The 22,740-nt window shown below is 30.7% G+C and carries 24 protein-coding genes; 17 read left to right on the top strand and 7 right to left on the bottom strand.

Annotated elements, in window-relative coordinates:
• The first annotated feature begins 56 nt into the window (after nt 1-56).
• From SR63_RS05610 to SR63_RS05600, 3 genes are all read left to right on the top strand, one after another.
• The gene (locus SR63_RS05610; RefSeq protein ID WP_002866183.1) at nt 57-1,466 is read left to right on the top strand and encodes a DUF3373 family protein; all 1,410 of its coding nucleotides are present in this window, start codon (nt 57-59) and stop codon (nt 1,464-1,466) included.
• A gap of 10 nt (nt 1,467-1,476) precedes the next feature.
• Nucleotides 1,477-1,704 (top strand): hypothetical protein, encoded by a 228-nt coding sequence (locus tag SR63_RS05605; RefSeq protein ID WP_002822505.1) that lies wholly within the window; start codon nt 1,477-1,479, stop codon nt 1,702-1,704.
• An 80-nt stretch (nt 1,705-1,784) separates the two neighbouring features.
• On the top strand, nt 1,785-2,387 hold the full coding sequence (locus SR63_RS05600; protein ID WP_002866182.1) for a DedA family protein: 603 nt from the start codon (nt 1,785-1,787) through the stop codon (nt 2,385-2,387).
• On the opposite strand, the gene SR63_RS05595 is transcribed toward SR63_RS05600, so the two are convergent.
• The gene (locus SR63_RS05595) at nt 2,384-3,310 is read right to left on the bottom strand and encodes an L-lactate dehydrogenase (protein ID WP_002866181.1); all 927 of its coding nucleotides are present in this window, start codon (nt 3,308-3,310) and stop codon (nt 2,384-2,386) included. The genes SR63_RS05600 and SR63_RS05595 overlap by 4 nt on opposite strands.
• 66 nt (nt 3,311-3,376) lie before the next feature.
• Between SR63_RS05595 and SR63_RS05590 the strand changes: the two genes are divergently transcribed.
• The 7 genes from SR63_RS05590 to SR63_RS05560 all read left to right on the top strand — a co-directional run bounded on the left by SR63_RS05590 (nt 3,377) and on the right by SR63_RS05560 (nt 8,878).
• On the top strand, nt 3,377-4,153 hold the full coding sequence (locus SR63_RS05590; RefSeq protein ID WP_002866180.1) for a threonine/serine exporter family protein: 777 nt from the start codon (nt 3,377-3,379) through the stop codon (nt 4,151-4,153).
• Nucleotides 4,150-4,644: a threonine/serine exporter family protein gene (locus SR63_RS05585; RefSeq protein WP_002853757.1), complete on the top strand. Its 495-nt coding sequence runs from the start codon at nt 4,150-4,152 to the stop codon at nt 4,642-4,644. Before SR63_RS05590 ends, SR63_RS05585 begins: the two co-directional genes overlap by 4 nt.
• Before the next feature lie 70 nt (nt 4,645-4,714).
• Nucleotides 4,715-4,978, top strand: coding sequence for a zf-TFIIB domain-containing protein (locus SR63_RS05580; RefSeq protein WP_002866179.1), 264 nt, complete (start codon nt 4,715-4,717; stop codon nt 4,976-4,978).
• Nucleotides 4,979-5,051: 73 nt separating this feature from the next.
• Entirely contained in the window at nt 5,052-6,002 is a 951-nt protein-coding gene (gene czcD, locus SR63_RS05575; protein ID WP_002866178.1) for a CDF family cation-efflux transporter CzcD, read from the top strand.
• Nucleotides 5,992-6,186: a heavy-metal-associated domain-containing protein gene (locus tag SR63_RS05570; RefSeq protein WP_002870481.1), complete on the top strand. Its 195-nt coding sequence runs from the start codon at nt 5,992-5,994 to the stop codon at nt 6,184-6,186. Before czcD ends, SR63_RS05570 begins: the two co-directional genes overlap by 11 nt.
• A complete protein-coding gene (gene copA / locus SR63_RS05565; RefSeq protein WP_002866176.1) occupies nt 6,186-8,285 on the top strand; it encodes a copper-translocating P-type ATPase CopA in 2,100 nt (699 codons plus the stop codon). Before SR63_RS05570 ends, copA begins: the two co-directional genes overlap by 1 nt.
• A gap of 71 nt (nt 8,286-8,356) precedes the next feature.
• Complete coding sequence (locus SR63_RS05560) at nt 8,357-8,878, top strand: DUF2165 family protein (RefSeq protein WP_002853472.1); 522 nt, start codon at nt 8,357-8,359, stop codon at nt 8,876-8,878.
• Here SR63_RS05560 and SR63_RS05555 read toward each other — a convergent pair.
• On the bottom strand, nt 8,875-10,404 hold the full coding sequence (locus SR63_RS05555; RefSeq protein ID WP_002877127.1) for a DNA polymerase III subunit gamma/tau: 1,530 nt from the start codon (nt 10,402-10,404) through the stop codon (nt 8,875-8,877). The genes SR63_RS05560 and SR63_RS05555 overlap by 4 nt on opposite strands.
• A gap of 3 nt (nt 10,405-10,407) precedes the next feature.
• The gene (gene rho, locus SR63_RS05550) at nt 10,408-11,706 is read right to left on the bottom strand and encodes a transcription termination factor Rho (RefSeq protein ID WP_002853705.1); all 1,299 of its coding nucleotides are present in this window, start codon (nt 11,704-11,706) and stop codon (nt 10,408-10,410) included.
• A 109-nt stretch (nt 11,707-11,815) separates the two neighbouring features.
• Between rho and SR63_RS05545 the strand changes: the two genes are divergently transcribed.
• Nucleotides 11,816-14,173 carry a heavy metal translocating P-type ATPase gene (locus SR63_RS05545; RefSeq protein ID WP_072238644.1) on the top strand — a complete coding sequence of 786 codons (2,358 nt, stop codon included), beginning with the start codon at nt 11,816-11,818 and terminating at the stop codon, nt 14,171-14,173.
• On the top strand, nt 14,170-14,376 hold the full coding sequence (ccoS, locus tag SR63_RS05540) for a cbb3-type cytochrome oxidase assembly protein CcoS (RefSeq protein ID WP_002877126.1): 207 nt from the start codon (nt 14,170-14,172) through the stop codon (nt 14,374-14,376). Before SR63_RS05545 ends, ccoS begins: the two co-directional genes overlap by 4 nt.
• A 22-nt stretch (nt 14,377-14,398) precedes the next feature.
• Here the strand turns inward: ccoS and SR63_RS05535 are convergent, their stop codons facing one another.
• Nucleotides 14,399-14,701, bottom strand: a complete 303-nt coding sequence (locus SR63_RS05535; RefSeq protein ID WP_002852762.1) for a c-type cytochrome — start codon at nt 14,699-14,701, stop codon at nt 14,399-14,401.
• A gap of 81 nt (nt 14,702-14,782) precedes the next feature.
• On the opposite strand from SR63_RS05535, the gene gmhB reads away from it, so the two are divergent.
• From gmhB to gmhA, 4 genes are read left to right on the top strand one after another with little or no spacing between them, the layout of a single operon-like run.
• On the top strand, nt 14,783-15,343 hold the full coding sequence (gene gmhB / locus SR63_RS05530) for a D-glycero-alpha-D-manno-heptose-1,7-bisphosphate 7-phosphatase (RefSeq protein ID WP_002877124.1): 561 nt from the start codon (nt 14,783-14,785) through the stop codon (nt 15,341-15,343).
• Entirely contained in the window at nt 15,344-16,297 is a 954-nt protein-coding gene (gene rfaD, locus SR63_RS05525; protein ID WP_002877123.1) for an ADP-glyceromanno-heptose 6-epimerase, read from the top strand.
• On the top strand, nt 16,290-17,675 hold the full coding sequence (rfaE1, locus tag SR63_RS05520) for a D-glycero-beta-D-manno-heptose-7-phosphate kinase (RefSeq protein WP_002877121.1): 1,386 nt from the start codon (nt 16,290-16,292) through the stop codon (nt 17,673-17,675). The genes rfaD and rfaE1 overlap by 8 nt, the downstream gene beginning before the upstream one ends.
• Complete coding sequence (gene gmhA / locus SR63_RS05515) at nt 17,672-18,232, top strand: D-sedoheptulose 7-phosphate isomerase (protein WP_002877119.1); 561 nt, start codon at nt 17,672-17,674, stop codon at nt 18,230-18,232. Before rfaE1 ends, gmhA begins: the two co-directional genes overlap by 4 nt.
• Before the next feature lie 3 nt (nt 18,233-18,235).
• Here gmhA and SR63_RS05510 read toward each other — a convergent pair whose 3' ends face one another.
• The 3 genes from SR63_RS05510 to waaF all read right to left on the bottom strand — a co-directional run bounded on the left by SR63_RS05510 (nt 18,236) and on the right by waaF (nt 21,862).
• Nucleotides 18,236-19,213, bottom strand: coding sequence for a hypothetical protein (locus SR63_RS05510; RefSeq protein WP_002866168.1), 978 nt, complete (start codon nt 19,211-19,213; stop codon nt 18,236-18,238).
• Between the two features lie 147 nt (nt 19,214-19,360).
• The gene (locus SR63_RS05505) at nt 19,361-20,860 is read right to left on the bottom strand and encodes an MBOAT family O-acyltransferase (protein WP_002877116.1); all 1,500 of its coding nucleotides are present in this window, start codon (nt 20,858-20,860) and stop codon (nt 19,361-19,363) included.
• Nucleotides 20,861-20,911: 51 nt separating this feature from the next.
• The gene (waaF, locus tag SR63_RS05500; RefSeq protein WP_002866164.1) at nt 20,912-21,862 is read right to left on the bottom strand and encodes a lipopolysaccharide heptosyltransferase II; all 951 of its coding nucleotides are present in this window, start codon (nt 21,860-21,862) and stop codon (nt 20,912-20,914) included.
• 58 nt (nt 21,863-21,920) lie between these two features.
• Here waaF and SR63_RS05495 point away from each other — a divergent pair, with 58 nt between their 5' ends.
• Complete coding sequence (locus SR63_RS05495) at nt 21,921-22,739, top strand: glycosyltransferase family 2 protein (protein WP_002866163.1); 819 nt, start codon at nt 21,921-21,923, stop codon at nt 22,737-22,739.
• Nucleotide 22,740: the final 1 nt, after the last annotated feature.

Here is a 22,740-nt window from a genome sequence, read left to right as displayed (position 1 = left end):
TCTATAATCACAATTTTAATTTACTAAATGTAACAAAATTACAAGGAGTTATGATTATGAAAACTAAGTTTTCACTTATTTTAAGTGCCTGTCTTCTTTCATCTTCACTTTTTGCTAAAAATACAGATGATGAGATAACCAAGCTTCAAAAACAGCTTGCGCAAATTCAAGCTGAACTTGCAGAAATCAGAAAAGAAAGAGAAGCTCAAGCTAAGCAAAATGAAGCTGTAAAAGCTGAACTTGCTGATCTTAATGATAGAGCCGATGAAACAGAATTTCAAGCTGCTTTAAGCAAGGTTAAATTTGGACTTGAGTTTTCAACAGCGGTTTCAAATACAAACTATAAAGTTGGCGGACAAGATTATAGTGCTAATAACAAATGGATGAATGAGCTTCATTTAAATATGAATGCTGATATTAATGATAAAACCAAATTCTATGGTCGTTTGTCTATGGCTAAAAACTGGTCTCAAATGGGTTGGAGTGGAAGTCCACTTGATTTAGATGCAGGAAGAAATACAAGATCAAGTGGGCCTGTACTTTATGTAGATAGAGCTTATCTTGACTACTATATCACACCTGAGTGGATTGCAACCATAGGAAGACAGCCAGGAACCGATGGTCCAGGAAGTAATCTTAGAAACAATGCTTTAAGACAATCAACTTATCCAGCCTTGGCAATCAACGCTCTAGGTGATGCAGCAGTGATCACTTATAAACCTGAAAGTTTGCAAGATCATAAGGTAGCTATCCGTGCAGCTTATGGTAAAACTTATCAATGGGATGAAGAAAGTGGTAAAGTAAGAGACTGGATGAGCGATCAAAAAGATGCTGATGCAAATCTTTACTATGCTGCAGTAGAAGGAGAGCTTCCTATAGAAGGTATGGGAGATAATCTTATTATCTTCAATGTAGCTCATATGACTGATTTTGCATTGCCTATTCCAGGATCGACGACATTACTAGGTGATGATGATGGAGTTATTAATTTAGGTAATCTTACTTTAGCTAATATTCATTTTGAAAATTACAAAGCTTTTGGTACAAATTTTAATTATTTTGTATCTTTAGGGTATTCTAACGGAGCAAATGCACATACTCTAAGTGCAAATCCTACTGTACAATCTCAATTGGAAATTAATGAAAAAGATGGCTATGCTGTGCATGTAGGCGGACGCTATGATTTTACCAAGGCTTTAAAAGTAGGGTATGAGTTCTTCTGGGGAAGTAGATATTGGTATACTATGAGCCGTCCAAGTATCAATGATCCACTTAATATAAGAATGACAAGAGGAACGGCACATGATTTTTATGTGATTTATCAACTTGATAGATATCAATTCTTACGCTTAAGTTATACTAATATCCAAAATATTTGGGGTAATCGTGGCTTACCATTTGGTGGAGCGAAAAAAGATAAAGCAAGAGCTGATAATATCATGTTAATGTATAATGTAAAATTCTAAGGAGCAAAAGATGAGAAAAATACTTTTTGCAAGTTTATTACCTATCATTGCTTTGGCTGATTGTGCAAGTTTAATGGCAAAATACGAAGCTCCAGAGCCAGAGTCAAAAACAATGAAACAAGTTGAACGCTGGATTAATAAAAAAGTTAGCGATCCAGCTGATGCTGCTGTTTTAAAAGAGTGCATGATCGCTCGTGCAGCAGACAATCCAAATCAAGTTTCAGTTGCAGGTAAATAAAAAAAGCGGTGTAAAACCGCTTTTTACTGTTTAATCTTTTAAGCTACAATTTTTTAAAATTTTCTTCAAATAAGGCTAATATGCAAGAAATCATTTCTTTTATTGTTGAGACGGCTAGTGCTTGGGGGTATTTGGGTATTATTATCTTAATGACCTTAGAGAGTTGTTTTATACCTTTTCCAAGTGAAGTTGTTATGATACCTGCTGGATATTTGGCACATAAAGGCAAACTTGATATCACTCTTTGTATACTTAGTGGGACTTTAGGTTCTGTTTTAGGGGCTTTGATTAATTATTATATTTGCTTTTTTTGGGGTAAAAATTTTGTATTAAAATGGGGTAAGTATTTTGGTATAAATGAAGTCAAATTTGCTAAATTTGAAGAATTTTTTAACAAACACGGGGAATTTTCAACCTTTACTTGTCGTCTTTTGCCAGGGATTCGTCAGTATATTTCTATGCCTGCAGGTTTGGTAAAAATGAAACTTGTAAATTTTATACTTTTTACTGCACTTGGTAGTGCTATTTGGGTGGCTATACTTGTATTTTTGGGTTATTATATAGGACAAAATGAAGAGTTGATTAAAACTTATTTAACTCAAATTTTAATCATTATAATTGTTTTTGTGATTTTAGCAAGTTTAATTTATATCAAAATCAAAAAGCCTTTTAAAAAGGCTTAAATTTTATCTTTTACGCTTTGTATAGCGTTTTTGATTTGTTGTTTTGAATTTTCTAATTTTATTTTTTCTTTTTCATTGAATTTTAATTCAAAAACTTTTTCTATACCATCTTTTCCTATGATAGCGGGCATTGAAAAAGCCATATCATCAAAAACCACACTTACAGGATGTAAACTTTTTCTATCTTCTAGGATGGCTTTGGCTAAATTTGCACAAGAAGTTCCTATGCCAAATTCTGTCCTTCCTTTGCGTTCATAGATGAAATACCCTTCGCTAATCACAGCTTTTTCAAGTTTTTGTATGTCTAAATCTTTGCCTAATTTTTGCTTATAAAAATCTAATAAATTTTGTCCTAAAACGCTTGCATTAGAAAGTGCTGCAAACTGAGAATCTCCATGTTCGCCAATCATACAAGCAAAAATATCTTTTGAATTTATGTTTAAATCTTTGGCTAAAAATTTCTTAAGTCTTGAACTATCTAAATTTGTTCCACTGCCAAAAACATGATTTTTAGGTAATTGGCTTAATACTTGAGTGTAGTAAGTTATGGTGTCATTTGGATTTGTTGCGACGATGTATTTACCTTTAAAATTAGCATTTTTTAAGGTTAAGACAATGTCTTTAAGTTCGAGGATATTGTTTTGAAGTTCTACTAAGCGACTAGGTAGTTCTTTTAAACTTTCTTTTCTAAAAGCTAAAATGATAATATCGCAAGAAGCTAAATTTTCTAAATTTGGCACATGAAAAATTTTTGTATAAGAAAAATGAATGGCTGACATATCTTCCAAATCTCTTGCATGAGCTAGAGCTAAATCTTGTTTTATATCATATAAGTAAAGTTCTGAACAAATTCCTTGAGTAACTATGCTATAAGCACTAGAAGCTCCTACATAACCTAAACCAACTATACCGATTTTTGCCATTTTTTCTCCTTATTTATTTTAAAATTTGCTATAATTATAACAAATTCAATCAAAGATTATTAAAATATGGAAAAACCTGATATACAAAGATTAACTAATTTTTTAATCGTATATACTAAAACTTTGCTAGGTGCTGGAACTTATACAGCTAGGGTGGCAAAATGCGTAGGAAGAATAGCTGAGGTTTATGGCTATGAGATAAATATCAATTTCTTTTTTCATCATATCACTTTAAATGTTGTAGATATGGATGATAACTCCATTCAAAGAACTTATGTTATACCCAATCATCATGCCCATGTTAATTTTAAGCTTATTTTTGATTTAAGTGCTTTAAGCTGGGCTATATATGATCACAAATACGATCTTGAAAAAGCGAAAGTCGTTTTTGAGCAAATTTCTCAACAAAAAAAGCATTCTTATTTGCTTAATCTTTTATTTGTTTCTATGGCAAATTCGGCTTTTTGTAGACTTTTTGGTGGTGATTTTGGTGCTGGAAATTTAGTATTTTTTGCAACATTTGTGGGATTGTTATTAAGATATATTTTAACTAAAGCAAAGATTGATTTAAGAATTCAATATATTCTTTGTTCTTTTATCTCATCGTGGTTTGTATTTTTTGGGCTGGATATGGGATATACCAATACTTCTGATGTGGCTTTGGGTTCTAGTATCTTGTATCTTATACCAGGGGTATTTTTTATAAATTCTGTGATTGATATATTAAAAGATCATATTTTAATGGGACTTAGTCGTATTATCAGTGTAGGGATTTTGATTTGTTGTATAGCGCTTGGAATTTACATGACGCTTAGTATTTCGGATTTTGGGATTTTAAGATGATTGAATTTATTTTAAGAGATATGTTTTTTGCTGCTGTGGCGGGATTTGGTTTTGCTTATGCTTGCAACCCACCTTTAAAAACCCTTATTTTATCTGCTCTTTTAGCAGCAATTGCACATGGGCTTCGTTTTACTTTGGTGGAATATTTTCATTTTCAAACTTTAGCAATTGCAACTTTTGTTGCTTCATTTTGCATAGGATGTTTAGGAATTGCTTTAGCAAAAATCATTAAAACCCCTGCTGAAATTATCGCTTTTCCTGCTCTTATTCCTATGATACCTGGAATTTACGCTTATAAAGCGATTTTGTATCTTATTTCTTTTATACGCAGTGATGATTTGAAGGCTAAGTCTGAATTTTTGGTTCAATTTTTTGATTATTTTTTTACAACTGTTTCTGTGACTTTGGCTCTAGCTATAGGAGTGAGTGTTACTTTGCTTATATTTTTTGAACAAAGTTTTATGATGACTAGACATGCAAAAAAACATTAAAACTTGTTGCAAATTTGTTTAATATTTCTTTTTATAATTTTAAATTAAAAATTTTAAAAAAAGGTATTGTATGTTATGTCCAGTTTGTAATGTAGATTTGGTTATGAGTGATAGGAGTGGAGTTGAGATTGATTATTGTCCAAAGTGTCGTGGCGTTTGGCTTGATCGTGGAGAACTTGACAAAATCATAGAACGCAGTGTCCCTAATACAGCAAATTTTAACCAAGCTTCAAGACAAGAGTCAAGATATAATGACTCAGCTTATCATCAGCACAATGACTACTATAAAAAGAAAAAGAAAGAAAGTTGGCTAGGCGAGCTTTTTGACTTTTAATTTTATAAAAATAACAAATATTTATATCCTTTTTAGCTTAATATCTTAAAATGTCAAGCAAAAAGGATATAAGATGTATAAATTTTTATCACACGAGCCTTTAGCTAACAAATCTTGTCATCATAATCACGAAGAACATTCTCATGAACATCATCATTCCCATGCTGATGCAAGGAGTGTGGATAAAAAGATTTTAAAAATTTCTCTTTTAATGACTTTTTCTATGATGCTTGTGCAATTTATTTATTCAATCCTTTCAAATTCTTTAGCACTTTTAAGCGATACTTTGCATATGTTTTCTGATGTTTTTGCCTTAGCTCTTAGTTTTTTAGCCATTATAGCTGTAGAAAAATGGCAAGATCATCAAAAGACCTTTGGGTATTTTCGTCTTGAAGTTTTAGTGGCTTTTATCAATGCTTTAACCATTATTTTATCGGCTTTATTTATCATTTATGAGGCTATAGAAAAATTTATTAATCCAAAAGAAATTGATGCTAAAACCATGATAATTGTAGCTATTTTGGGCTTTTTGGTAAATGGGATTAATGCTTTGATGATGTTTAAGGGTGCAAATTTAGAAAATGTCAATATGAAGTCCGCTTTTTTGCATATGATGAGTGATTTATTGGGCTCTTTAGCGGTTATTATAGGTGGGATTGTGGTGTATTTTAGTGGTATTGTTTATATAGATACGATTTTAGCTATTGTATTATCAATCTTGCTTTTAAGATGGGCGATTATCTTGCTTAAACAAAGTGCTAATGTCTTGCTTGAAAGTTCTCCTGTGGATATAGAAAAAGTAAGACAAGTTTTGCTTTTAAATCCTAGTGTGGATGAGGTGGTGGATTTGCATATTACTCAAATTACCAATAAAATGTTAGTAGCTTCCATGCATTTAAAAGTAAGAGTTTGCGATCTAAAGGAATTTGAAAAACTATCTCAGGATTTATCCCATAAATTACTACATGAATTTGAAATCGGGCACATTACTATACAACCTATAAGGAGCGAAAATGAAATTTAAAGTAAAAAATGTTAATTGCATGAATTGTGTAAATTTGATCAAAAATTCTCTTGAAGATGAATTTGGAAATATAGAAGTGGATTTGGAGCAAAAAATTTTAAGTTTAAATTTAGAAGAAAATCAAGTATCAAATTTTACAAAAGAATTTCAAGATTTAGGTTTTGAGATCATAGAGCGTTTATAATGGAAGAATTGCGTATAAAAATAGGCAAAATGACTTGCGTTAATTGTTCTAATGCTATAGAAAGAGCTTGTAAAAAAATTGATGGTGTTAAAGATGCTAGTGTTTCTTATGTGAATTCTAGTGGGGTTTTTTTACTTGAAGATCAAGAAAAACGCAAAGATATCATCGCAAAAATTAAAAATTTAGGCTTTGAAATTTTAGAAGATGAACAAAGCTTAAACGCATACAAGGTAAAAAAACACTTAGAATTAAGAAAAAATTTGCTCTTAAGTATAGTTTTGAGTGTGATTATTATGTATTTTGAAATGTTTGTTAAAAGTTCTTTTTCGCAAAATATCCAAATGGCTTTGAGTTTTTTTGGGATATTTTATTGTGGGAGAGACTTTTTTTCTCATGCTTTTTTAGGACTTAAAAGTAAAAATTTAGATATGAACACCCTTGTAGCTTTGGGGACTTTGAGTGCTTTTGTGTATTCTTTTTTGGTGTATTTGCAAATTTTTAAAGAAGAAGATTTGTATTTTAGCGGTGCAATGATGATTATTTCTTTTGTGCTTTTAGGAAAATATCTTGAAAGTAAGGCTAAATTTAAAGCACAAGATTATCAAAGAATTTTAGAAAATATAGACACAAAAAAGACAAAAATTTTGCTTGAAGATGAAAGTATCAAAGAAATTTCAAGTTCTTTTGTCAAAAGTGGCGATGTGCTTTTGGTAAAAGAAGGAGAAAGCATTGTCGCAGATGGAGTGGTGCTTTTAGGGAGTGCAGAGCTTGATATGAGTTTTTTAAATGGGGAGTTTTTGCCTGTTTTAAAAAAAGAAGGCGACGAAGTTCAAGCAGGAGCAGTAGTTTTAAATGGTACTTTAAGGATCAAAGCAAACAAAAAGGCTATGGATAGTACTTTAGAACAAATCAAAAATCTAGTTTTTGAAGCAGGAAATATCAAAAGTCCTTTGGCAAATTTAGCAGATCAAATTTCTAAATATTTTGTAGGGGGTATAATATTTTTTGCTTTTTTAGTTTTTGTTTTTTGGGCGCTAAAAGCAGATTTAAATACAGCTTTTTTACACGCTTGTGCTGTGCTTTTGATCTCTTGTCCTTGTGCTTTAGGGCTTGCAACACCTATAGCTTTGGTTGTGGCAAGTTCAAATGCGGCAAAAAATTTCATTCTTATTAAAAATCCTGCCGCTTTAGAAAAATTAGCCTTAGTTAAGTATGCTTTTTTTGATAAAACGGGTACATTGACAAAGGAAAATTTGAGTATTTTTAAACACAATCTTTCTAAAGATGATTTTGATAAATTATGTCAAATTGAAAGTTTAAGCTCTCATCCTATAGCTAAGGCTTTGCATAAAGATCAAATTTTTGATTTAAAGGGTGAGGGAAGAGTGATTGTGGGTTCTGGTATAAAATACAAAGAAGATAGTGATATTTATCTCGCAGGTAGTGCGAAGTTTTTGCACGAAAATGAAATTGACACAAAAGAAAGTGATATCTTTTTTGATACTTTTAAAGAATATGTTAGGGTGTATTTTGCTAAGAATAAAAAGTGTTTAGGCGGTGTTTTGTTAAGCAATGCTTTAAAAGATGGAGCCAAAGAGCTTGTGTTAAATTTAAAAAAGCAAAATCTTAAAACTTTTATTTTAAGCGGCGATCATGTAAAAAATGTAGAAAAAATAGCCAAAGAATTACAAATAGACGAATTTTATGCTCAACTTAAGAGTGAAGAAAAACTACGAATCATTCAAAAATTTAAAAAAACTCTTTTTGTAGGAGATGGGATCAATGATGCGGCGGCTTTATCTGCCGCAACTGTGAGTATGAGTTTTTCAAAAGCAAATGAACTTGCAAAAAAAACAGGAGATTTTATCTTGATAAAAGATGATTTATCGGCGATTTTTAAATGTTTTAAACTTGCTAAAAAAACACGCAGTATTATTAAGCTAAATCTTTTTTGGGCTTTTATTTATAATGTGCTTTGCATTCCTATCGCGGCAGGATTTGTACCTTTTATCACTTTAAGTCCTCATATAGCAGCACTTGCAATGTGTTTTAGCTCTATTACCGTGGTGCTTAATTCTTTAAGACTTAAAAGAATTTAAAAATTTAATTTTTATTAAGAATATATTATATATAATTAATATTACCAAAATATATTATTAAAGGAGTATAAATGCAACAAAAATGTTTTTGCATAAGCAAAATGATTAGATTTTCAAAAATTATTATTTTGCTTACCGTTGCATCGTTAGCAGGTATAGTGGTTTTTGGAAATGTGACAGATTACAATTCTAATTTCCAATTTGTTTCGCATGTGATGAGTATGGATACAAAGCCTGATTATTTGGGTAATGCTATAGTTTATAGGGCTATTACTTCTCCTGTGATTCATCATATAGGCTATATAGCAATTATTCTTTTTGAAACTTTTATTACCTTAACAGCTCTAAAAGGTGCTTATGATATGTTTAAAGCTAGAAATTTAGATGCCCAAAGCTTTCATAATGCTAAGATTTTTGGGATTATTTCTTTAACTTGTTGTTGTATTTTATGGTTTTTTGCCTTCCAAGTAGTTGCTGCAGAATGGTTTGGAATGTGGATGAGCAAAGTTTGGAACGGTTTACCTGATGCTACAAGATTGGTAACTTATATGTTTTTAGCTTTGATTTTCATCTCTCTTAAAAACGATGATTAATTTTCTATACTAGGCTCTCCAAAACAATCTTTAAGAGCCTCTTTAAGATCTTCTTGTGGGTCAAATTTTTTGGCCCCTTCTTTAAGCATATTAATAGAACTTTGAATATCTATGTTTTTATTTTCATTGTTTGGTAATTCTTGAGTTAAGGATTGAAGCTTATTTTCATCAATTGTTAGTGCTTTTTGCACATTAATTTTAGCATTTTCTCCAAATTTAGCTTTAAAAAGTTCTTGTATGAGTTTAAAACCTTTATTGAGTGTATCGCGATTTTGTCCTTGTGCGTTTGAGCTTATATTTAAGGTATTGTTTTCAAAACTAATAAATTTTGTGCTTTGTTTAAAGCATTCTGCAAGATCAAAATCCCTATCATAAATACTATCAAGCAAGATTTCATAAGCATTTTTTTCTATTTTTTTCTCAAGATTAGGTATGATAGGAGCAGGTGTGATCCTAGGTGTAATATTTGTTGTATTTTCTTGTTTGATTTCTTGGATTTGTGCATCAATTTCTTTTAAATGGCTTGCTTCCATCATCATAAAAGCCATAACACAAAGCGTAAAGCCATCATCATCGCAAAGCATATTTTTAGCTTTTGATAAAATACGGAAAAATCTTTCATAAATTAAAATAGAAAATTCTGTACTTTTTGCAAAAAAGCTTTCTTTTAAATAAAAAAGCATTTCATCAATCACGCTTGAGGCTTCATAGTCTTGTAATTCTTCTAAGTATGCAAAAACTTTTTCCTTGTCTTTTGTTAAGATAGCCTGATAAAAGGCTTTGATTTTTTGAGGATCTAAAAAGCCTAACATATCGGTAATCTTGCTAATGCTGATTTCATTTTGGCAAAAAATAATGGCTTGATCAAGCAAGGTTAAAGTATCTCTTAAAGATCCATTGCCACTTCTTGCTATAAATTTTAAAGCTTCTTCTTCAAATTTAACATTTTCTTTAAGTAAAATTTCTTTAAGATGATTTAAAATTTCACTCTGTGGAATTTGTTTAAAGCGAAAATGTTGCGTTCTTGAAAGCACAGTAGCTGGAAGTTTTAAAGGATCTGTGGTTGCAAGTATAAATTTAACATAACTTGGGGGTTCTTCTAAGGTTTTTAAAAGTGCATTTGCAGCCTGTGGGGTAAGCATATGTACTTCATCAATGATGAAAATTTTAAATCTTGCCATAGAAGGGGTGTATTTGGTTTGTTCGATTAAGGCTTGTATATCTTCAAGCCCACGGTTACTTGCAGCATCTATTTCTATAATGTCTATATGTTTGCCTTCAAGTGCTGCAAGACAGTGTTTGCAAGTGCCACATGGAGTATCGCTTGGTCCTTGTTCGCAAACTAAAGCACGAGAAAAAATTCTAGCACTTGAAGTTTTTCCACTTCCTCTAAGTCCCGAAAAAAGATAAGCATGAGCTAAGCGATTATGATTTAGGGCGTATTTTAAACTTACACTAACTGTTTTTTGTCCTATGAGTTCATCAAAGGTTTTTGGCCTGTATTTAATCGCTAAAGCTTGAAGCATTTTTTACTCGTTCATTATAGATAAAAGTTCTACATTGTCTTTGGTTTTAAGCATTTTAGAATATAAAAATTTCAACGCTTCAACATCATCCATTTGAGAAATCGCTGAACGGATCGCCCAAATTTTTTGAAGATTTGCCACGCCTTGGAGTAATTCTTCTTTTCTTGTTCCTGATTTGATGATATTAATTGCAGGATAAATTCTTCTATCAGCGATATTTCTATCAAGAACTATTTCGCTATTTCCTGTGCCTTTAAATTCTTCAAAAATCACATCATCCATTCTTGAACCTGTGTCAATTAAAGCTGTAGCAACTATGGTTAAAGAGCCTCCATTTTCTATATTTCTAGCTGCACCAAAGAAACGTTTTGGTTTGTGTAGGGCATTAGCATCCACCCCGCCGCTTAGGACTTTTCCACTGCTTGGAGTTGCGGTGTTGTAAGCACGTGCCAGTCTTGTGATGCTATCAAGCAGGATAATAACATCTTTTCCTGTTTCTACCATTCTTTTGGCTTTTTCTATTACGAGTTCAGCTACACGCACATGGTTATAAGCAGGTAAATCAAAAGTAGAGCTAAAAACTTCGCCTTTTACACATCTTTGCATATCGGTAACTTCTTCAGGTCTTTCATCAACTAAAAGCACAATTAAATGCATTTCAGGATGGTTTTTTGCAATAGCAGTAGCAAGTTCTTTCATAAGTTCTGTTTTACCTGTGCGTGGTGGAGCAACGATGAGCCCACGTTGTCCTTTTCCTATAGGGGTAAAAAGATCTAAAACACGACCCGTAAGCTTCATCGCATCGTATTCGAGTTTGATTTTTTCCGTTGGAAAAATAGGGGTTAAGTTATCAAATAAAGGTCTTTCTTTGGCTTCTTGTAAAGGCAGATAATTGATCGCTTCGATTTTTAAAAGAGCATAGTATTTTTCTTGATCTTTAGGTTCTCTAACTTGTCCTGTAACGATATCGCCTACACGCAGAGCAAATTTTCTAATTTGTGAATTTGAAACATAAGCGTCATTAACACTATCGCTAAGATTAGAGTCCATACCTCTTAAAAAGCCATAACCTTCGGAAGAAATTTCTAAAATCCCTGTAAAAAGTATAAAACCGCCTTTTTTTGTTTGTGCTTTTAAAATTTCAAAAATAAGTTCTTGACGGCGAAATTCTCTTGGGTTTTCGATTTCACATTCATTAGCGATTTTAACTAGATTTTCTAGATCTAATAATTTTAATTCTTCGATTTTATAACCTTCCACTGGAACGTGGGTTCTTTGATGTTGTTTTTTTTCTTTTTCCATAAGTCCTCGTAAGATTTAGCAGAATAATTTTTGTAAAATGTGATTTTAGTAAAAAAATGCACTTTTTGTCAAATTTTGTTTATAATTATAAAAAATATTTTTTTAAAGAATGATTATGAAATGTGAACATTGCAAACTTGATTATAAACAAGCTCAAATGATAGAGTATAAGGGTAAATTTTTTTGTTGTAAGGGTTGTGAGAGCGTTTGGGAAATTTTACATGAAAGTGGACTAGATGAGTTTTATGAAAAGCTTGGAAATCAAACCCTAAGCCCTGTAAATTTTCAAAATGAAATGAAAAATTATGATGAGTTTATCACTAAAACCAAAGAAGGATTTAGTGAAATTTATCTCATGATACACGGTATAGAATGTGCAGCTTGTGTGTGGCTTAATGAGAAAATTTTAACCAAGCAAGAAGGAATTTTAGAACTTGATATCAATCATTTAAGCCATAAAGCACGCATTGTTTTTGATGAACAAAGCATTTCTTTGGTGCAAATTTTAAGACTTATTGAAAGTATAGGCTATAAAGCGAGTGCTTATGATGCGAGCAAGGCTTCAAAAAAAGCGGATTTATTAAAAAGGGAATTTTATTCTAAGCTTGTCGTAGCTATAGCTTGTGTGATGAATATCATGTGGATAGCAGTGGCAAAATACGCAGGACTTTTTAGCGGTATGGATAAGGATACTAAGGATATTTTAAATTTTGCTGAATTTATCCTTTGTTCTCCTGTGCTTTTTTATACGGGCTCTCATTTTTATAAAAGTGCTTTTAAAACTTTAAAAATGCATAGTTTAAATATGGATGTATTGGTGATTAGCGGAGCGAGTTTGGCTTATGTTTATTCTTTATGGGCTATGTTTTTTAGGGTGGGGGAAGTGTATTTTGATTCTGTGGCGATGATAATTTGCTTTGTGTTTATAGGAAAATATCTTGAGATGTTTAGCAAAAAGCGTGCTTTAGATACCATAGATGGGCTTAATGATTTTTTACAAAATGAAGTTTTAGTTTTCAATGGTAAAGAATTTGCTCCTAAAAAAGTTCAAAAGGTTTGTTTAGGGGATAGAATTTTGCTTAAAACTGGAGATAAAATTTTAATCGATGGGATTTGTAAAAGTGGTGAAATGAGTGTGGATACTTCTTCTTTAAATGGAGAAAGTATTCCAAAACTCATACAAAAAGAAGATGAAATTTTTTCAGCTTGTATGGTGCTTGATGGAAGTGTGGAGTATGAAGCAACAAAGCTTTATAAGGATTCAAAACTCAGTCAAATTATTCAGCTTTTAGAACTTGCAAGTTCTAAAAAAGCAAAACTTGAAAGTTTGGTTAATAGTCTTTCGGCTTATTTTTCTAGAACGGTTTTATTGATCGCTTTTATTTGTTTTGCTTTTTGGTTTTTTTACAAAGAAGAGAGTTTTGAAATTTCTTTAGTCAATGCGATTGCAGTTTTGATTATCGCTTGTCCTTGTGCTTTGGCTTTAGCAACGCCCGTGAGCAATCTTGTGGCCTTAGGTAGGGCTTTAAAAAAGCATATTTTATTTAAAAGTTCTAGTGTGATAGAAGATTTAAGCAAATGTGATTGTGTGGTGTTTGATAAAACAGGTATTTTAACTAAAATAGAGCTTGAACTTAAAGAGGTTTTTTTAGATAAAGTGCTTGATTTAAATGAGCTTTATAATTTTGTAAAACTTTCTAAACATCCTATATCTCAAAATATTGCGTCGTATTTAAAGCAAAAAGGAGCTAAGGATTTAAATTTGAATTTTAAAAAGCATTCAAGTATTCAAGCTAAAGGTTTAAGTGCTGAGTTAAATGAAGAGTTGCTTTTAGGCGGAAGTTCTAAATTTTTGCAAGAAAAGAGTATTGCAACTAAGGAATTTGATAATACTCATTTTATTTTTGCTAAGGAAGGTAAAATTTTAGCTTTTTTTGAGTTTGATAGTGTTTTAAGAGAAGGTGCAAAAGAGCTTATCGCTTATCTTAAAAAAGAAAAGAAAGAATTAATGATACTTAGTGGCGATCATCAAAAAGCAGTGGAAAAAATCGCTAGAAAGTTAGAAATTCAAAATTATCAAGCTTCTTGTCTACCCGAGGATAAGATGAAAGCTATAGAAAATTTAAGCAAAAATTACAAAGTTTTATTTGTAGGTGATGGGGTAAATGACGCTCTAGCTTTAAAATATGCAAGTGTTTCGATGACTTTAAGAGAAGGAAGTGATCTAGCTATAGAAAGTAGCGATGTTTTGCTTTTGAAAAATGACTTGCTTTCTTTAAAAAAAGCCATCAAATTATCTAAAAACACCTTTAAAATTATCAAGCAAAACCTTGCTTTTTCTTTGTTCTATAATGCTTGTACCATACCTTTGGCTTTTTTAGGTATGATTAATCCTTTATTTGCTGCTATTTCTATGTCTTTTAGTAGTATAATAGTCGTTTTAAATGCTTTAAGGATCAAAGAATGAATAGTATAATCATGATGATGATAGGAGTTTCTATCTTAGCGTTTTTTATCATTTTGGCAACTTTGCTTTGGGGGATTAAGAATAAACAATTTGATGATGATTATAAATTTACTACTTTAAATGATGATGAGGATTCTTTACGTGATGCTATAGAATTAGAAAGGCGTAAAAAAGAAGCTTTGAATAAAAAAAGGCTTTCTTAAAAAGAAAAGCCTTTTTTAGAAATTATTTTAAAGTTTCAATATGAGCTTCGATAGCTTTAAAATCTTCTTCAGTTAAACCTTTAAGGTTAAGTTTCATGATCGCACCTTGACCATAAGCATTTCTTTTGCCTTCTGAATATTCTTTCATGTATTGAAGTCTTTCAGCAGAAGAAAGAGTTTTTAAAGCTGGAACTTTGTTTAAGTAAACTTTGTCAGCATTTGCACCATGACATACTGCACATTTTTTAAAAAGTGTAGCACCATCTGCAGCAAAAGCAGAAACACCAAGACATGCCAAAGCAGAAACTACTAATAATTTTTTCATTTGTTTTCTCCTTAGTAAAAATTAGATTGCTAGGTATTATATATCTTTATTTTTAATAAAAATCTTAAGAAATTAAAGATAATGTTTATTTTCTTTTTAAAAAAGCTATATTATAATGTTTTTATGAAAACAAAAGCATTATTTTTAGATAGAGACGGTGTGATTAATATAGATAAAAAATATGTCTATAAAATAGAAGATTTCGAATTTTGTGATGGAATTTTTGAACTTTGTAGATATTTTTTAGCTAGAAATTATTTGCTTTTTGTAGCGACAAATCAATCAGGTATTGCAAGAAGATATTACAAGGAAAGTGATTTTTTAAAGCTTTGTGATTATATGCTTAAAGAATTTGCCAAGCAAGATGTAAAAATTGATAAAATTTATCATTGTCCGCATTTAGAAGGTTGTGAGTGTCGCAAACCTAAAGCAGGTATGCTTTTAAAAGCAAAAGATGAGTTTGATTTGGATATGAAAAATTCTATCTTTATCGGAGATAATCTAAGCGATATGCAAGCAGGGTTAAATGCTAATATTGGCACTTTGATTTTAGTAAATGAAGAAAAAAAAGAAGGCGATTTTTTTAGACAATTTAAAAATTTAAAAGAAATTTTGAGCTTTTTTAAAGAAAAGGACATTTAAATGAAAATAGCAATCACAGGTGGCGCAGGATTTATAGGTTCGCAACTAGCTTTAAATTTGCAAGAAAAACATGAAATTTTAATCATCGATAAAATGCGTAGTAGTGCGACTTTTGAAAATGGAAATTTGCAAAGTTTTGGGCATTTTAAAAATTTGCTTGAATTTGACGGAGAACTTTTTGCAGGCGATATTAATGATGAAAAAGTTTTAAAAAAGATTAAGGATTTTAGACCTGAAATTATTTTTCATCAAGCAGCAATTTCAGACACTACGGTTTTTGATCAAACTAAGGTTTTACAAACCAATTTAAATACTTTTAAAGATTTTATAGAACTTAGCATAGATCTTAATGCAAAGCTTATTTATGCAAGTTCAGCTTCAGTTTATGGCGATGCAAAAAGTCCGCAAACCGTAGGTAAAGATGAAAAACCAAAAAATCCTTATGCTTTTTCAAAATTGATGATGGATAAACTAGCGAAAAAATACTACGATAAAGCCCATTTGGTAGGACTTAGATATTTTAATGTTTATGGAAAAGGCGAATTTTATAAAAACAAAACCGCTTCTATGGTTTTGCAATTTGGCCATCAAATTTTAGCAGGAAAAAATCCATGCTTGTTTGAAGGAAGTGATCAAATTTATAGAGATTTTACTTATATTAAAGATGTTATTAGTGCCAATTTAATCGCCCTTGATTCAAAATGCGGGGTTTATAATGTAGGCAGTGGTAAAGCAAGAACTTTTCAAGATATAGTTGATATTTTGCAAAAAGAGTTAAAGACTGATTTGCCTTGCGAATATATCCCAAATCCTTATGTAAAATCTTATCAATTTCATACCGAGGCAAAACTAGATCAAACTTGGGATTATCGGCCAAAATTCACTTTAGAAGAGGGTATAAAAGATTATTTAGGCGAGATAAAAAGACTTTTTGAAAAGGAAGTAAATGCTTGAGTTTTTAAGTCAGCAAAAACCTAAAATTTTAATTATAGGGGATTTTATGGTGGATAATTACACTTGGTGTGATTGTTCGCGTATCAGTCCTGAAGCCCCTGTTTTGGTAGCTAAAACCCTTAAAGAAGATAAAAGATTAGGCGGGGCTGCGAATGTTTATGCAAATTTAAAAAGCTTGGGAGCTGATGTTTTTGCGCTCGGTGTTGTGGGTGATGATAAGAGTGGGAAATTTTTACAAGAAAATTTAAAAGGAGAATTTTTGATCCAAAAAGGACGCAAAACCCCTTTTAAAAATCGCATTATGGCACACAATCAGCAGGTTTTAAGACTAGATGAAGAAGACATAAGTGCAATTTTGCTTGAAAATGAACTTATTGCTTTGTTTGATGAAAAGATTAAAGACTTTAAGGCTGTGGTTTTAAGCGATTATGCCAAAGGTGTTTTAACCCCTAAAGTTTGTAAGGCTGTGATAAAAAAAGCTAAGGCTTTAAATATTCCTGTTTTAGTTGATCCTAAAGGCAGTGATTTTAGTAAATATAGCGGTGCAACCTTACTCACGCCTAATAAAAAAGAAGCTTTAGAGGCTTTGAAATTTGAAAATTTAGAGGGTGAAAATTTAGAAAAAGGGATTAAAAAATTAAAAGAAGATTTTGCTTTGCGTTATTCTATCATCACTCTTTCAGAAGCGGGGATCGCACTTTTTGATGAGGGTTTAAAAATTGCACCTGCTAAAGCTTTAGAAGTTTATGATGTAACAGGGGCGGGCGATAGTGTGATCGCAGTTTTGGCTTTTTGTTTGGCAAGTGGGATTGAAATTTTTAAAGCTTGCGAACTTGCCAATGAAGCCGCAGCTGTTGTAGTGAGTAAAATAGGTAGCATGAGTGTGAGTTTTGATGAGATTAAGAGTTTTAATCGTGTGGATTTTGAGAAAAAAATTAAAAGCAAAGAAGAACTTTTAACGCTTTTAAAACAAAATGATAAAAAGATCGTTTTTACAAATGGTTGTTTTGATATCGTGCATTTTGGACATATAAAATACCTTGAGAAAGCTAAAAGATTGGGCGATGTTTTGATTGTGGGCTTAAACTCAGATGCGAGTGTGAAAAGACTCAAAGGCGAGAGTCGTCCTGTAAATTCAGAGTTTCAAAGAGCTTGTATGTTGGCAGCTTTTTATTTTGTAGATTTTGTAGTGATTTTTGATGAAGACACACCTTTAGAACTTATAAGCTTTTTAAAACCCGATATTTTGATTAAAGGAGCTGATTATAAAGATAAGCTTGTTGTGGGTGCAGATATCGTTTCAAAGGTTGAATTAATCGACTTTGAAGAAGGATTTAGTACGAGTAAGATCATAGAAAAGATTAAGGATAAAAAATGATAAATTTAGTGGAAAAAGAATGGCAAGAGCATCAAAAAATCGCTCAAGAAAGTGAAATTTTAAAAGGACAAATCGCTAAAGCAGGAGAGCTTTTGTGCGAGTGTCTTAAAAAAGGTGGCAAGATTTTGATTTGTGGAAACGGTGGAAGTGCGGCTGATGCACAGCATTTTGCAGCTGAACTTAGTGGGCGTTATAAAAAAGAACGCAAGGCTTTGGCAGGTATAGCGCTTACAACCGATACTTCAGCACTTAGTGCTATAGGAAATGACTATGGTTTTGAGTTTGTTTTTTCAAGACAAGTGGAAGCTTTAGGAAATGAAAATGATGTTTTAATCGGTATTTCAACGAGCGGAAAAAGCCCTAATGTTTTAGAAGCTTTTAAAAAAGCAAAAGAACTTAATATGCTTTGTTTAGGGCTTAGTGGAAAGGGTGGTGGAATGATGAATAAGCTTTGTGACCATAATCTTGTTGTACCAAGCGATGATACAGCTAGAATTCAAGAAATGCACATTTTAATCATACACACACTTTGCCAGATTATAGATGAAGGTTTTTAATTTTCAAAAATTTTGATTTTTTATATACTCTACAAATGGTGTTAAGTCAAATTCTTTAATTTTCCTTTCCATTGTATTAAGATATTTAACTATATTTTGGGTATTTAAAATATGCGTATTATCTCTTATGGCATTAAGTTGCATAGAGTTCATATCAGTATTGTAGTGTGCAGGATCTTTATAATTTTTTATGTTGTCAGCGTAGTCCAAATCATCAAATCCATATATTTTTACATTAGGATATTTTTGAGTTTCTTGTATAATCCAACTTAAAATAGCATAATAGTTTGAAAATAGAACACTATCTTTATTATAATATTCCCCATAACTGAGTTTTCTATAGTTTAATCTTGAATAACTTGGTATAATAAGATAAAACTGCGTTTTTTGATATTTTTTAATAAAACTTAAGAGATATTTTTTTGTATAATTTTTAAAATGTGAAATATCTATATCAAAATTTGGTTGAAAATTTTGAGCTTGTAAAATTTCATTTTGAAAATTTTTATCATGCCACCATTCTTTACTCCAGTATTCAATACCTCCAAAGTGGTTTTTATTTTCTAAAAACCAATTTGTTAAAGTATCTAAATTATCTTTTCCTATACATTTTTCTTTTTTTGAAAAAAATATAGCACAATTAATAAAACGACTTGAGAGATATAATTTAAATAAATCAATAGTTTTATCATTGTAGAGTGAAATAAAGTTTTTGTCTTTGGGGGTTTCAAGTTCATTTAAAGCTCTGATGTCTAAAGAATAAATAATGTTTTTAATATCTTTATGTTTAAATAAATAATCTAAAATTACCGCTCTTAATGCAAATGTGCTTCCACCTAAAGATAGATTTATCCAATTACCTCCTAGTTTTTTGTTTGCTTCTTTAGCAGAGGTATTTTCAAGCATAGAAGTGCCTATTATGGCAGAATCAAAATCTTTGTACAGAATGAGTCCTCTAGCTTGCATTCTCATATCTTTCATGTAAGTTTCTTTTCTAAAATATGGTGGATGAAAGAACCAAAAAGGATCGCGAATATAAAGCAATGTAAAAAGAATTATTACGAGAGGCAAAGGACATAATAAAGAAAAAAGAATGAATTTTTTATTAGAAGCAAACAATATTTTTCCTTAAAAATTAAAATAGATAAATTCGGTATATGGTGTAGCAATAAGAGTAATTAAAGCTATATAAAATAAAAACATTACAATAAGGGAATTTTTAAAGCTCGACTTAAAATCTTGAAGCATATTAATGCTATTTTTAAAACAAATACATAGTATAAAGGAGACTAAAATAAAACCTACCATTGTATCATTTCCGCCTATTTTTTTAAATAAAAGCCCTGCTTTGAATTTTAACGGCAATTCCACCCAAATTACCCCAAACATTGATTTTAAGAGGTTTATAGCCCCTTGTAAATTTTCGCTTCTAAAGAAAATCCAAGCTATATTGATAAAATTGAAAGTGATAAACCAAGATATAATTTTATAAATTTTCGAATTTAAAAAAGTTTTGCCTTTAGCCCAAAAACTATAAATTCTATGGCTTATCATAGCTATAGCGTGTAAAATTCCCCATATAACAAAACCCCATCCGGCTCCATGCCATACTCCGCTTAAAAAAGCTACGATAAAAAGATTTCGTAGATTGATAAATTTTCCAAAGCGATTTCCTCCAAGAGGGATGTATAAATAATCTTTTAAAAATCTTCCTAAAGTAATATGCCATTTTCGCCAAAAATCAGCTATATTTAAAGCTTTATATGGAGAATTAAAATTTACAGGTAAAGCTATACCGAAAAAAAGAGCTAATCCTATAGCCATATCACAATATCCACTGAAATCAAAATAGAGTTGAAAAGTATACGAAAGGCTTGTTGCCCAAGCCTCAAAAATATTTAAAAAATTTCCATTTTGCACAACTGTAAATCCTGCATTTGCCCAAGAAGCAAAACTATCAGCTATGTAAACTTTTTTAAAAAGTCCTATAGAAAATATAAACAAGCCCTTTGCTATTAATTTCCAATCGATTAAAGCTTTTTCTTTATTAAGTAAAGAATGAAATTGCGGCATCATTTCTTTATGATGGACTATAGGACCTGCGATAAGTTGCGGAAAAAAACTGATAAATAAGCAATAATCTATAAAATCAACTTTTTTATTTTCTAATAAATCCTCAATATTACTTTTTTTATAACAGTCCACTAAAAATGCAATTTGTTGAAAAGTGAAAAATGAAATTCCTAAAGGTAGTAAAATATGTGGTAAAGGAATATTAAAGTCTAAATGAGCAAGTTTGGAAAAAAGATTAAAATTTTCCAAAAAAAAATCTGTATATTTAAAGATTGCTAGTAAGCAAAGGTTGAAGATAATACCTAGATAAAGTAAAGTATATCCCGCCCTATTATTTTCTTTTCTTAAGATAAGGTTTGCAAGAAAAAAATTTACCAAGGTTGAAAAGGTTAAGATGAAAATATAATCAATTTTAAAATAGGCATAAAAAAATAAACTAGCTAATATTAAAAATATTTTTGCACTTGTATAATATTGCAAAGCTTTTAATATGTAAAAGCCTACCAAAGTTAAAGGCAAGAAGGCAAAAATAAAAGTAAAAGAGCTAAAAAGCATAAACAACCTTATAAAATTTTACAATAGTTTTTTATTCTAACTAAAATTTTTTTATGGAGTGCTTAATTTTTTAATTTCTTCTATCACCTTTTCAGGCTTTAGATCTTTCATGCATTTATGGTGCTTTAAAGGACAGGTTTTTTGCATACAAGGCATACAAGCTAGATCTAAATGCACTAATTTTGCGTTTTGATTTTGCCAAGGTGAAGTTTGAGTAAATTTCGTAGGGCCAAAAATAGCCACGGTTTTTATCTTATAAACCGTACTTATGTGCATAGGACCACTGTCATTTGTGATGAAAAGATCGCAAAAAGCGATATTTTGACAAAGGGTTTTGATGGTGGTTTTATTGCAAAGATTTTTTACTTTTATGTTTTGTTCTTTTAAAATTTGATAAATTTCATTACAAAGTTCTTGTTCGGCTTTTCCTGCGCCAAAGATTAAAATTTCATGACTTTGGCTGAAATTTAAAGCCACTTTAGCAAAATAACTCGCATCCCATCTTTTTGCACTTCCAAAGCTTGCGCCAGGGTTGAGTCCTAGAATTTTTTTACCATTTTTTAAGATAAGAGGGTTTTGAAATTTTAGCTTAAAGGGAAGCTTTAAGTCTTTAAAATGAGCTTTTATACTAAGTGAGTTTTCTATAAAATAAAGGTATTTTAAAACTTGATGTTCTTCTTTGTGCTTGTTTTTGTCAAAAAAATATCTTTGTTTTGTTTTGAGAATATGCAAGATAATCTTAGAAGAAAACGCAGATCTAAAAGCAAAGCTAAGATCGATTTTACCAAGTTCTTTGCGTAAAGATAGGGCTTGTTTGTAGCGGGTTTGTTTATTTTCTATGATGATTTTAGAATTAGGAAATTCCCTAAAAAGTGCTGTGGAAACCAAAGAGCCATAAAGGATAAATTGGGTATTTTTAAAATGTTCTTTTATAGCGTATAAAGCAGGTGAAGCCATCACTGCATCGCCTAGCCAAGTGGGAAGGTGTATAAAAATTTTCATAAATTTCCTAAACTTTGATAGAATTGTTTTTATTATTTTAACAAAATTTAGGAAAAATATGCCACAACTTTCGATCATAATCCCGCTTTTTAATTCTTGCGATTTTATTTCAAGGGTTTTGCAAAGTTGTATAAATCAGACTTTAAAAGATATTGAAATTTTGATTATCGATGATAAAAGTAAAGATAATAGTTTAAATATGGTTTTAGAATTTGCTAAAAAAGATCCAAGGATAAAAATCTTTCAAAATGAAGAAAATTTAGGCACTTTTGCAAGTAGAAATTTGGGGGTTTTGCATTCTAGTTCTGATTTTATAATGTTTTTAGATAGTGATGATTTTTTAACACCTGATGCTTGTGAAATAGCATTTAAAGAGATGAAAAAAGGTTTTGATTTGCTTTGTTTTGATGCCTTTGTACATAGGGTAAAAACCAAACAATTTTATCGTTTTAAACAAGATGAAGTTTTTAATCAAAAGGAATTTTTAGATTTTTTAAGCAAACAAAGGCATTTTTGCTGGTCGGTTTGGGCGAAGTGTTTTAGAAAAGATATGATCTTAAAAATTTTTGAAAAAGTTAAAATCGATGAGCGTTTGAGTTACGGCGAAGATGTGCTTTTTTGTTATATTTATTTTATGTTTTGTGAGAAAATAGCTGTTTTTAAAACTTGCATTTATCATTATGAATTTAATCCAAATGGAAGATATGAGAATAAAAATCAAGAAATTTTAAATCAAAATTATCAAGATAAAAAGAAAAGTAATGAAATCATAAAAAGACTCTCCAGAGAGTTTTTATTTGATGAATTTCATCAGAAATTATTTGAAGTTTTGGAGAGAGAGGAAAAGAGTTTATGTATGAGAGCAAATAAGATTTAGC

The sequence above is a fragment of the Campylobacter sp. 2014D-0259 genome (assembly GCF_008000505.1).
Taxonomy (GTDB): domain Bacteria; phylum Campylobacterota; class Campylobacteria; order Campylobacterales; family Campylobacteraceae; genus Campylobacter_D; species Campylobacter_D jejuni.
This window is presented reverse-complemented; position numbering and strand designations above follow the sequence as displayed.

Excerpts from the sequence above, each read along its gene's own strand:
- SR63_RS05610 (WP_002866183.1), top strand. The coding sequence starts at position 57 with ATGAAAACTAAGTTTTCACTTATTTTAAGTGCCTGTCTTCTTTCATCT.
- SR63_RS05605 (WP_002822505.1), top strand. The coding sequence starts at position 1,477 with ATGAGAAAAATACTTTTTGCAAGTTTATTACCTATCATTGCTTTGGCT.
- SR63_RS05600 (WP_002866182.1), top strand. The coding sequence starts at position 1,785 with ATGCAAGAAATCATTTCTTTTATTGTTGAGACGGCTAGTGCTTGGGGG.
- SR63_RS05595 (WP_002866181.1), bottom strand. The coding sequence starts at position 3,310 with ATGGCAAAAATCGGTATAGTTGGTTTAGGTTATGTAGGAGCTTCTAGT.
- SR63_RS05590 (WP_002866180.1), top strand. The coding sequence starts at position 3,377 with ATGGAAAAACCTGATATACAAAGATTAACTAATTTTTTAATCGTATAT.
- SR63_RS05585 (WP_002853757.1), top strand. The coding sequence starts at position 4,150 with ATGATTGAATTTATTTTAAGAGATATGTTTTTTGCTGCTGTGGCGGGA.
- SR63_RS05580 (WP_002866179.1), top strand. The coding sequence starts at position 4,715 with ATGTTATGTCCAGTTTGTAATGTAGATTTGGTTATGAGTGATAGGAGT.
- czcD (WP_002866178.1), top strand. The coding sequence starts at position 5,052 with ATGTATAAATTTTTATCACACGAGCCTTTAGCTAACAAATCTTGTCAT.
- SR63_RS05570 (WP_002870481.1), top strand. The coding sequence starts at position 5,992 with ATGAAATTTAAAGTAAAAAATGTTAATTGCATGAATTGTGTAAATTTG.
- copA (WP_002866176.1), top strand. The coding sequence starts at position 6,186 with ATGGAAGAATTGCGTATAAAAATAGGCAAAATGACTTGCGTTAATTGT.
- SR63_RS05560 (WP_002853472.1), top strand. The coding sequence starts at position 8,357 with ATGCAACAAAAATGTTTTTGCATAAGCAAAATGATTAGATTTTCAAAA.
- SR63_RS05555 (WP_002877127.1), bottom strand. The coding sequence starts at position 10,404 with ATGCTTCAAGCTTTAGCGATTAAATACAGGCCAAAAACCTTTGATGAA.
- rho (WP_002853705.1), bottom strand. The coding sequence starts at position 11,706 with ATGGAAAAAGAAAAAAAACAACATCAAAGAACCCACGTTCCAGTGGAA.
- SR63_RS05545 (WP_072238644.1), top strand. The coding sequence starts at position 11,816 with ATGATTATGAAATGTGAACATTGCAAACTTGATTATAAACAAGCTCAA.
- ccoS (WP_002877126.1), top strand. The coding sequence starts at position 14,170 with ATGAATAGTATAATCATGATGATGATAGGAGTTTCTATCTTAGCGTTT.
- SR63_RS05535 (WP_002852762.1), bottom strand. The coding sequence starts at position 14,701 with ATGAAAAAATTATTAGTAGTTTCTGCTTTGGCATGTCTTGGTGTTTCT.
- gmhB (WP_002877124.1), top strand. The coding sequence starts at position 14,783 with ATGTTTATTTTCTTTTTAAAAAAGCTATATTATAATGTTTTTATGAAA.
- rfaD (WP_002877123.1), top strand. The coding sequence starts at position 15,344 with ATGAAAATAGCAATCACAGGTGGCGCAGGATTTATAGGTTCGCAACTA.
- rfaE1 (WP_002877121.1), top strand. The coding sequence starts at position 16,290 with ATGCTTGAGTTTTTAAGTCAGCAAAAACCTAAAATTTTAATTATAGGG.
- gmhA (WP_002877119.1), top strand. The coding sequence starts at position 17,672 with ATGATAAATTTAGTGGAAAAAGAATGGCAAGAGCATCAAAAAATCGCT.
- SR63_RS05510 (WP_002866168.1), bottom strand. The coding sequence starts at position 19,213 with ATGAAAGATATGAGAATGCAAGCTAGAGGACTCATTCTGTACAAAGAT.
- SR63_RS05505 (WP_002877116.1), bottom strand. The coding sequence starts at position 20,860 with ATGCTTTTTAGCTCTTTTACTTTTATTTTTGCCTTCTTGCCTTTAACT.
- waaF (WP_002866164.1), bottom strand. The coding sequence starts at position 21,862 with ATGAAAATTTTTATACACCTTCCCACTTGGCTAGGCGATGCAGTGATG.
- SR63_RS05495 (WP_002866163.1), top strand. The coding sequence starts at position 21,921 with ATGCCACAACTTTCGATCATAATCCCGCTTTTTAATTCTTGCGATTTT.